The sequence below is a fragment of the Mycobacterium sp. genome, assembly GCF_050701515.1.
GTDB lineage: Bacteria > Actinomycetota > Actinomycetes > Mycobacteriales > Mycobacteriaceae > Mycobacterium.
Map to the genome: position 1 here is coordinate 1 of NZ_JBOGDB010000024.1, position 8,276 is coordinate 8,276.

The following is an 8,276-nucleotide window of genomic DNA, read 5'->3' on the forward strand; positions in this document are numbered from 1 at the left end:
AGCCAGGACCGACATCGCGACCGTCAAATTCACGATGGCCAAGGTGTTGCAGGAGGTGTCGTTCAACGCCCTGCACATCCTGGGGTCGCTCGGCACGACGGACCTGACCCCGCTGCAGGCGATGTATGCGAGTGCGCCGACGATGGGTCTGGCTGACGGCGCCGACGAGGTGCACAAGGCCACCGTCGCCCGCCGCGTGCTACGTGACTACAAGCCGCAGGAGCACCCGTACTGGCCGTCGGAGTACATCCCCGCCAAGCGCGCCGCGGCGTGGGAAAAGTTCGAGCCGAAGTTCCAGGCCGACCCCGAACTGCGCGCCGCGGCCGAGGCCTACAAGGAGTACTTCGCCCGTCGGCGCTGACCGGCGACGGCCGTCACGATTTGGGTGCCCCCACTAGGACTCGAACCTAGGACCTGCGGATTAAAAGTCCGTAGCTCTACCAACTGAGCTATAGGGGCGTGGTGGATCAGGATACTGCCTTCGGGCAGGCAGTCCGTTTGAGCATTGGGGTCGCGGTACCCTAAGCTAGCGAAGCTCCCAACGTCATCGCGTTGCGAGTACCCCGGAGAGATTCGGCTCTGGCCCCCTTCGTCTAGCGGCCTAGGACGCCGCCCTTTCAAGGCGGTAGCGCGGGTTCGAATCCCGTAGGGGGTACCCGTCCCACGGCGACGCGGAGCAGGATATGCAGCGAGGCCCTGTGGCGCAGTTGGTTAGCGCGCCGCCCTGTCACGGCGGAGGTCGCGGGTTCAAGTCCCGTCAGGGTCGCCACGGCGGCGAGGCACGGTGGTGCCGTCGGGCCAGGTAGCTCAGTTGGTATGAGCGTCCGCCTGAAAAGCGGAAGGTCGCCGGTTCGATCCCGGCCCTGGCCACCGAGCAATGAGGGGTATTGCGTGACGGCGGCTGTCGATGACCAGGGCGGTTTCCGGCAGCGGCTGCTCGACGCGCTCGAGGCGTCCATCGCAGCGGACGGCTACCCGAAGACCACCGTCGCCGACATCGTGCGCCGCGCACGGACGTCGCGCAGAACCTTCTACGAACACTTCACGGACAAGGAAGCCTGTTTCGTCGCGCTGCTCACCGACGCGAACACAGAGCAGGTCAGGCAAATCACCGAAGCCGTCGACCGGACGGCGCCGTGGCAAAGCCAAGTGCGGCAGGCCATTGAGGCCTGGATCGCGTCCGCCGAATCCAAGCCTCCGCTGATGCTGAGTTGGATCCGCGACGTGCCCGCGTTGGGTACCGCGGCACGCCGCCTGCAGCGCAACTCGATGGAGAACTTCATCGGCATGGTGCAGGCGCTCGGGGACAACGACGAATTTCGCGCCGCCGGCATCGGCCCGGTGTCTCGTCAGCGCGTCATCATGCTGCTCGGCGGGCTCCGCGAGCTGACCGCGATGACCGTAGAAAACGGCGGACGCATGAGCGACATCACCGAGGAGGCGGTGGACGCGTCGATCGCGCTGCTCGCCCCACGCAGCCGGTAGCCGCAGGCGCGCAGGGTTGTGGCCGACGGTACGATGGCGTACCGTGGCTGGTACCTTGGAGTACCAAGATGAGGGGACGACATGGGTGAGGCGACGACCGACCCGGTGCGGCTGCCGGCCGGGCCACGGATACCGAAGTTCGTCATGGGCGTCGCCTTCCTCACCGCCCGGCATCGCGCGGTTGCGGCGATCGGCAAGCGCTACGGCAGTACCTTCTCGCTCAATCTGCCGGTATTCGGCCAGACCGTCGTGATCAGCGACCCCGTGTTGATCAAGGACCTGTTCACCACGAGCAGCGATCTGGTCACGCGGGTTTCCAACCTCGGAACGGTGCTTGGTCCGGGTTCGACGTTCAGCCTGGAGGGCGACGAGCACCGAGCCCGACGCAAGCTGCTGGTCCCGCCCTTTCACGGCAAGCGAATGCAGGGTTACGAAGCCATCGTCGAAGAAGAGGTGATGCGCGAGATCGAGACCTGGCCGGAGGGCCGGGAGTTCGAAACGCTGCAGCCGATGATGCGCATCACGCTCAACGCCATCCTGCGCACCGTGTTCGGGGCACAGGGGACCTCATTCAACGAACTGCGCGACCTCTTACCGCCAATGGTGCCGCTGGCGTCCCGGATGGCTGTGATGCCGCCGGCCTTTCGGCGAGATCTCGGCCCGTGGAGTCCGTGGGGACGGGTACAACGCCACCGCAAGCGCTACGACGAGATCATCGCCGCTCTCATCTCCGAAGCGCGAGCCGATCCGATGTTCGAGGACCGCAACGATGTGCTCGCGCTGATGCTGCAGGCCCGATACGAAGACGGCTCGCCGATCTCCGACGGCCACATCGCCGACGAGCTGCTCACGCTGTTGGCCGCCGGACACGAGACAACGGCAACCACGCTGGCCTGGGCAATCGAACGGCTACGCCGGCATCCGCGGCTGCTGTCCCGACTGACCGCGGAAGTCGACGCGGGCGGATCCGAGTTGCGACAGGCCACGATCTGGGAAGTCCAGCGCACCCGCCCAGTGGTGGAGGCGACCGCTCGGCTGGCGCGTGAGCGAATCCGGTTGGGGGAGTGGGTCATTCCCAAGGGTCACGCGGTCATTGCCAGTATCACGCTGGCGCACCAATCCGAGCAGAACTTCGCCGACACGCACTCATTCAATCCGGACCGCTTCCTCGGCGGCAACCCGGACACCCACACCTGGATCCCGTACGGGGGTGGCATCCGCCGCTGCATCGGCGCCGCCTTCGCCAATATGGAGATGAACGTGACGCTGCACACGTTGCTGCGCGAATTCGAGTTGGGCACAACATATGCCGCCGGTGAACGGCGGCACTCCCGCGGTGTGGCCATCGCGCCCGGACACGGCGGCCGCGCCGTCGTCTACCGACGAAAGCCGGGATCACCCTTGACCCGCTCCAGCGGCTCCGAGCGAGTGTCGGCGTGACCCCGGAGCAAGTGGTCGTCGACGTCGGCCGCGGCATCGAGCTGTGTTACGACCAGATCGGCGACCCGGCGGATCCGCCGATCGTCCTCATCGCCGGCCTGGGCCAGCAGCTGCACTCCTCCTGGCCGACCGACTTCGCGACGGCGCTGGCCGGGCGGGGCTATCGGGTCACCCGGTTCGACAACCGGGACGTCGGCCGATCCACCCATATGAGCTTTCCCGCGCCGGGGCCGGTGGCAATTCTGCGCGGCGGCAACCACCCTCGGCAGTACCAACTCGGCGACATGGCGCGCGACACCGTCGGTCTGCTCGACGTCCTCGATTACCGCGATGCGCATCTGGTCGGCATATCGATGGGCGGCATGATCGCCCAGACGGTGGCCGCGCAGTACCCCGGCCGGGTGCGCACATTGACGTCGATCATGTCGATGACCGGAGCGCCGCGCATCGGCCGTCCGGCACTGTCGACGTGGTGGCGGCTGGCGACTTCACGACCGCCGCGCATACGCCGCGAGGCGATGGACCGCGCCGCGAGGATCTTCAGCCACATCGGGTCGCATGGATTCCCCTTCGACGAAGAGCGGGTCCGGGAAAGCGCGGGCATCGCTTGGGATCGCGATCCCACCAGCGACGGCATGCCCCGGCAGCTGGCCGGCATTTTCGCGTCCGGCGACCGCACACCTGAACTGCGCCACATCGACGTTCCCACGCTGGTGATCCACGGTGACCGGGACCGGATGGTCCATCCGACGGGTGGCGCCGCGACCGCCCGCGCCATTCCCGGCGCCCGGCTGGAAACCGTCACCGGGATGGGCCACGACCTGCCCATCGGGGCGTGGGGACGGATCATCGACCTGATCACCGACCAGACCAGCTCGGCGCCAGTCGGTCCCAGCGAACTAAAGGAGCATCCATGAGCATGCAGAGCAGGACGATCAGCGGCCGCACCGTCGTCATTACCGGTGCGGCATCCGGCATCGGCCGCGCTCTGGCGCAACGGCTTTCATCGCACAGCTGCCCGGTGGCGATTGCCGACGTCGACGAGCAGGGGCTGAAGGAGACCGAAGCTTCGCTGCAGGGACCAACCCTGGTCCGGCTACTCGACGTGCGCGACGCCGAGGCGCAGCGCGACTTTGCCGGCGAGGTCCGCGAGTGGGCGCCGCAACCGATCGGCGCGGTGTTCAACAACGCCGGCGTCGCGGTCGCCTCCAGCGTGCTCGAGGCTATTCCGGAGGACGACAACTGGCTGTGGGACATCAACTTCCACGGTGTCGTCAACGGAACGCGGGCGTTCCTGCCGACCCTGGTCGAGCAGGACGAGGGTGCCATCGTCAACACGTCGAGCGTGTTCGGCTTGGTTGGCATGCCCAACCAAAGCGCCTACTGCTCTGCCAAATTCGCGGTTCGTGGCTTCACTGATTCGCTTCGACAGGAGCTGCGCGGCACCGGCGTCACCGCCATCAACGTGCATCCCGGTGGCATCAATACCAACATCGTCCGCAACGCGCGGTTCCATAAGGATCCCGACGGCCGCGGCCGCACCCAGGAGCAGATGGCGCAGGAGTTCGCCGCCATCACAATGACCGAGCCGGACAAGGCCGCCGAAATCATCCACCGCGGTGTCGAGCGGGGCAAGGCCCGCATTCTGGTGGGTCCGGATGCCTATATGTTCGACACCCTGGCGCGGGTTGCACCCACACGCTATTTCGACGTGCTGAGCAGATTCGAGACCCGGCTCAGGAGACGCGGACAGCAGACGACCGTTTCGACGGTGTGATCCGCATGCGCGCAGTCGTCATTACCAAACACGGTGACCTCTCCGTCCTGAAGGTGCAGGAGCGGCCGGACCCGCCGCCACCGTCCGCCGGCGAGGTACGGATCGCCGTCCGCGCCGCCGGCGTGAACTTCGCGGACCACCTGGCACGCGTCGGGCTCTATCCAGGCGCCCCCAAGCCACCCTGCGTGGTTGGTTACGAAGTCTCCGGAACCATTGAGGCCGTGGGTGACGGCGTCGATCCCGCGCGCGTCGGCGAACGGGTCTTCGGGGGCACCCGATTCGGCGGTTATGCCGAAATCGTCAACGTCGCAGCCTCCGACGCGGTGCCGCTCCCGGACAAGCTGAGCTTCGAGCAGGGTGCGGCGATACCGGTCAACTACGCCACCGCTTGGGCTGCGCTGCACGGCTACGGATCGCTCCGCGCCGGTGAGCGCGTGCTGATCCACGCGGCAGCCGGTGGCGTCGGCATCGCCGCCATCCAATTGGCCAAGGCTGCCGGGGCCGAAATCCACGGCACGGCGTCACCGGGCAAGCACGCCCAGCTGATCGAAATGGGAGTCGACCGAGCCATCGACTATCGCCGCGACGGCTGGTGGAAGGGCTTGCCGCCCTACGACATCGTGCTCGACGCGATCGGCGGACAGTCGCTGAAGCGGTCGTATTCCCTGTTGCGGCCGGGCGGCCGGCTCGTCGCGTACGGGTTCTCCGCCATGCAGCAGGGCGACAAGCGCTCCGTGCGCACCGCTGTGCCGCAGCTGCTTCCGATGCTTCGGGGCTTCAATCTCGTCAAGCAGCTGTCGGAGTCAAAGGCCGTCATCGGGTTGAACATGCTCGCTCTGTGGGACGACCGCGGCACGCTGGAACCCTGGATCGCGCCGCTTCGGACGGCGATGGACGACGGCATCGTCGCCCCGGTCGTGCACGCGGCGGTGCCCTTCGACAAGGCCGCTGAAGCCCACCGGATCCTCGCCGCGCGGGAGAACGTCGGCAAGGTGGTTCTGGTGCCCTAAGCGCTGGCCTTGGCGCGCTCGTAGAGGGTCGGGTCGTGGGCGCAGACGATGAAGAGATCGGGGTCTGCGCGCCGGGACAGCTCGACGAGGCGGGCGTGGTTGTCCCGCACCCGCTTTCGATCGAACGCGATAATCGTTTCCATGGCGGTGAGGACGCGCGCCACGCGGGACCGGCCGTCGAGCGTCCCGTAATGGTAGAACGCGTCGCCGCAGTGCAGCACCCAGCGATGACCCGCGTCGACCGCGATGCAGGCGTGGCCGCGAGTGTGGCCGGGCAGCGAGACAAGCACGATGCCGGGTGAGACCTCGTCGAGTTCCTTGGCCGCCGCGAATCCTCGCCAGGCTTCGCCGTCCGGATTGTGTTCGACGATATTCGGGCCATGTGCCCACTGCGCGGGGCGGAACCGGAGCCTCTCGCGTCGGGTCGGATGACTCAGCGCCCCCAGCGCTTCGGCGGCCGTGACGTGGATCTTCGCGTGTGGAAAGTCGGAAATCCCGCCGATGTGGTCGACGTCGAAGTGCGTGATCACAATGTGGCGCACGTCGTCGCTACGAAACCCGTGCCGTTCGACTTGGTGTGCAGCGGTTTCACTAGGGTCGCATGCCGGTTTGAGGAGATGACGGGTCGGCCCGAGCCGCCGTGCCGGATGCGCGAAGTCGTCCAGACCGTAACCGGTGTCCACCAGGACCAGGCCGTTGTCGGTCTCGACGAGCAGCACGTGGCACACCAGGGGAGCGGTGGGCATGTCCATGCTTCCGCAGTTGAGGTGATGGACCTTCATTGCCCGCCGACCAGGGCCAGCACTTCACCGCGTCCGATCTGGGTCACCAGGCTGGCCGAATCGAAGTACACGCGCTCGTTAATGATCCGGTCGCCGTCGAAGAAGAACACCGCGATGATCGGCACCCGGAACGATCTGCCCGTCGGTGGAAGGCCATAGAACTCTCCGAGATTGGTTCCCAGCAGGTTGAATTCGACGATGACGGCATCGTCGGTGACGTGGTAGCGGACATCGTCATGGCGCTGATCGGGGAACGCGGTCCGGGTCATCCGGTAGTAGCCGATCACCTCGTCGTCGCCATCGAAAACCTGACCGGTGGGCATGATCTCGTAACGCGGGTGCCCGTTGAAGGTTGCCAGCGTCCGGTCGAATTCCTGGGTCACCTCGGTGTCCATGTGTTCTCGGATGATCGCGAGGCGGCGCTGCCGTAGATCGTCGTTGATCATCGTTGAACTCTATGCCGCTGGCCAGGGCGGCGATGTCAGGCCGCGGATTCGACTGGTGCCTCCGCCTGCTGGTGCCGGCGCTGCCGCTCCACGGACGCCAGGTAGAAGGCCCAGGCGAAGGCGAAGCTGGTGAACAGGCTGGACACGAAGAACAACCACGGTCGGCGGATGCCACGTCGTCGGCCGTCGATGATCGTGAAGAGCGGCAACAGGATCACATTGCCGATGGTGTAGTCCGCGCTGGCCGAACTCGCCGCCGGGTTCGCATACCCGAGCGAGATGAACTCGTTCCAGCTGGCTCCCCAGAACGGGTCGGCCGCGTACTCATACACGAAACGGATGTTGAAGTACCAGCACAGTGGCAGCGACGCGATGCCGACGACAAAGAAGACGATCTCCAACGCCGATAGCTGCGGGCCGTTCGGAACGCGGGCGAAGATGGCCGGATTCGATTTGACGATGAACGCGATGACCGCGATGCCGAGGATCGCATGCACGAAAAGGGACACCATAGCCGGAGTCTCGCCGCCGAATTGAGTTTTGTCAATATTGACATAACCAAGTGCGGTACCTTACGCAGATGGTTCGGCCGGCTCAGACGGCGCGCAGCGAGCGCACCCGCGAAGCGCTGCGGCGGGCGGCGGTTGTTCGATTCCTCGCTCAGGGCGTCGAAAAGACGTCGGCCGAGCAGATCGCGGCCGACGCCGGGGTGACACTGCGCACGTTCTATCGCCACTTCGCGTCCAAGCACGACTTGCTGTTCGCGGACTACGACGCCGGCCTGCATTGGTTCCGGGCGGCGCTGGCGGCACGGTCCCCCGACGAGCCGATCATCGAGTCGGTGCAGTCGGCGATCCTGGCGTTTCCCTACGACGTTGGAGCGGTGCCACAGATCGCCGCGTTACGTGCGCAGGAGCTGGACCCGGGCCGAATCGCACGGGCCATCCGGCAGGTCGAAGCCGATTTCGCGGAGGCGATCGAGGAGCACCTCACGCGCGACAACCCGCCCGCGCCCGGCACCGATCGGAGGATGCACATCGCCGTCACCGCGCGGTGCATTGCAGCCGCGGTGTTCGGCGCGATGGAGTTCTGGATGCTCAGCGACGACCGGTCGCTGCCCGAACTCGCGCGGCTGTGCCGAGCGGCGCTCGAGACGCTGGGCAAGGGGTTCGACGACCCGGCTTGATCAGGTTTCGTCATTATTGACAAAACTTCCGCCGCATGCCAGCCTCAGCCGATGGCGGATTTCGACGCGATTGTCATCGGCGCGGGCCACAACGGCCTCACCGCCGCCGCACTGCTACAACGTGCCGGTATTCGCACGCTGTGCCTGGAC

At 66.3% G+C, this 8,276-nt stretch carries 11 protein-coding genes and 4 tRNA genes; 11 read left to right on the forward strand and 4 right to left on the reverse strand.

Translation table 11 applies throughout. The annotated features are described in order from the left end of the window. Positions 1 to 361: acyl-CoA dehydrogenase family protein (locus tag ACRDU5_RS01865; RefSeq protein ID WP_526612515.1), on the forward strand; the 361-nt coding region annotated here is incomplete at its 5' end. 25 nt (positions 362 to 386) lie between these two features. On the opposite strand, the gene ACRDU5_RS01870 is transcribed toward ACRDU5_RS01865, so the two are convergent. Then, positions 387 to 459 (reverse strand) — tRNA-Lys (locus tag ACRDU5_RS01870). A gap of 123 nt (positions 460 to 582) precedes the next feature. On the opposite strand from ACRDU5_RS01870, the gene ACRDU5_RS01875 reads away from it, so the two are divergent. The 8 genes from ACRDU5_RS01875 (at position 583) to ACRDU5_RS01910 (ending at position 5,712) form a co-directional block, all read left to right on the forward strand. Continuing rightward, a tRNA-Glu gene (locus tag ACRDU5_RS01875) sits at positions 583 to 655 on the forward strand. Between the two features lie 37 nt (positions 656 to 692). After that, positions 693 to 769, forward strand: a tRNA-Asp gene (locus ACRDU5_RS01880). 27 nt (positions 770 to 796) lie between these two features. Then, positions 797 to 870 (forward strand) — tRNA-Phe (locus tag ACRDU5_RS01885). A 21-nt stretch (positions 871 to 891) separates the two neighbouring features. Then, on the forward strand, positions 892 to 1,485 hold the full coding sequence (locus ACRDU5_RS01890) for a TetR/AcrR family transcriptional regulator (protein ID WP_526612516.1): 594 nt from the start codon (positions 892 to 894) through the stop codon (positions 1,483 to 1,485). 81 nt (positions 1,486 to 1,566) lie between these two features. Further along, on the forward strand, positions 1,567 to 2,925 hold the full coding sequence (locus ACRDU5_RS01895; RefSeq protein ID WP_526612517.1) for a cytochrome P450: 1,359 nt from the start codon (positions 1,567 to 1,569) through the stop codon (positions 2,923 to 2,925). Continuing rightward, a complete protein-coding gene (locus ACRDU5_RS01900; RefSeq protein WP_526612518.1) occupies positions 2,922 to 3,842 on the forward strand; it encodes an alpha/beta fold hydrolase in 921 nt (306 codons plus the stop codon). The genes ACRDU5_RS01895 and ACRDU5_RS01900 overlap by 4 nt, the downstream gene beginning before the upstream one ends. Beyond that, a complete protein-coding gene (locus tag ACRDU5_RS01905; RefSeq protein WP_526612519.1) occupies positions 3,839 to 4,702 on the forward strand; it encodes an SDR family NAD(P)-dependent oxidoreductase in 864 nt (287 codons plus the stop codon). The genes ACRDU5_RS01900 and ACRDU5_RS01905 overlap by 4 nt, the downstream gene beginning before the upstream one ends. Positions 4,703 to 4,707: 5 nt before the next feature. After that, positions 4,708 to 5,712: a synaptic vesicle VAT-1 family membrane protein gene (locus ACRDU5_RS01910; RefSeq protein ID WP_526612520.1), complete on the forward strand. Its 1,005-nt coding sequence runs from the start codon at positions 4,708 to 4,710 to the stop codon at positions 5,710 to 5,712. Here ACRDU5_RS01910 and ACRDU5_RS01915 read toward each other — a convergent pair. From ACRDU5_RS01915 to ACRDU5_RS01925, 3 genes are read right to left on the reverse strand one after another with little or no spacing between them, the layout of a single operon-like run. Beyond that, the gene (locus ACRDU5_RS01915; RefSeq protein WP_526612521.1) at positions 5,709 to 6,494 is read right to left on the reverse strand and encodes an MBL fold metallo-hydrolase; all 786 of its coding nucleotides are present in this window, start codon (positions 6,492 to 6,494) and stop codon (positions 5,709 to 5,711) included. The genes ACRDU5_RS01910 and ACRDU5_RS01915 overlap by 4 nt on opposite strands. Next, on the reverse strand, positions 6,491 to 6,940 hold the full coding sequence (locus ACRDU5_RS01920; protein WP_526612522.1) for an ester cyclase: 450 nt from the start codon (positions 6,938 to 6,940) through the stop codon (positions 6,491 to 6,493). Before ACRDU5_RS01920 ends, ACRDU5_RS01915 begins: the two co-directional genes overlap by 4 nt. 35 nt (positions 6,941 to 6,975) lie before the next feature. Beyond that, positions 6,976 to 7,452 (reverse strand): DUF2834 domain-containing protein, encoded by a 477-nt coding sequence (locus ACRDU5_RS01925; protein ID WP_526612523.1) that lies wholly within the window; start codon positions 7,450 to 7,452, stop codon positions 6,976 to 6,978. A 68-nt stretch (positions 7,453 to 7,520) separates the two neighbouring features. Here ACRDU5_RS01925 and ACRDU5_RS01930 point away from each other — a divergent pair, with 68 nt between their 5' ends. Beyond that, the gene (locus ACRDU5_RS01930) at positions 7,521 to 8,126 is read left to right on the forward strand and encodes a TetR/AcrR family transcriptional regulator (RefSeq protein ID WP_526612524.1); all 606 of its coding nucleotides are present in this window, start codon (positions 7,521 to 7,523) and stop codon (positions 8,124 to 8,126) included. Between the two features lie 51 nt (positions 8,127 to 8,177). Continuing rightward, on the forward strand, positions 8,178 to 8,276 hold a 99-nt coding region (locus ACRDU5_RS01935; protein WP_526612525.1), incomplete at its 3' end, for an FAD-dependent monooxygenase.

Excerpts from the sequence above, each read along its gene's own strand:
- ACRDU5_RS01895 (WP_526612517.1), top strand. The coding sequence starts at position 1,567 with ATGGGTGAGGCGACGACCGACCCGGTGCGGCTGCCGGCCGGGCCACGG.
- ACRDU5_RS01905 (WP_526612519.1), top strand. The coding sequence starts at position 3,839 with ATGAGCATGCAGAGCAGGACGATCAGCGGCCGCACCGTCGTCATTACC.
- ACRDU5_RS01930 (WP_526612524.1), top strand. The coding sequence starts at position 7,521 with ATGGTTCGGCCGGCTCAGACGGCGCGCAGCGAGCGCACCCGCGAAGCG.
- ACRDU5_RS01910 (WP_526612520.1), top strand. The coding sequence starts at position 4,708 with ATGCGCGCAGTCGTCATTACCAAACACGGTGACCTCTCCGTCCTGAAG.
- ACRDU5_RS01925 (WP_526612523.1), bottom strand. The coding sequence starts at position 7,452 with ATGGTGTCCCTTTTCGTGCATGCGATCCTCGGCATCGCGGTCATCGCG.
- ACRDU5_RS01920 (WP_526612522.1), bottom strand. The coding sequence starts at position 6,940 with ATGATCAACGACGATCTACGGCAGCGCCGCCTCGCGATCATCCGAGAA.
- ACRDU5_RS01915 (WP_526612521.1), bottom strand. The coding sequence starts at position 6,494 with ATGAAGGTCCATCACCTCAACTGCGGAAGCATGGACATGCCCACCGCT.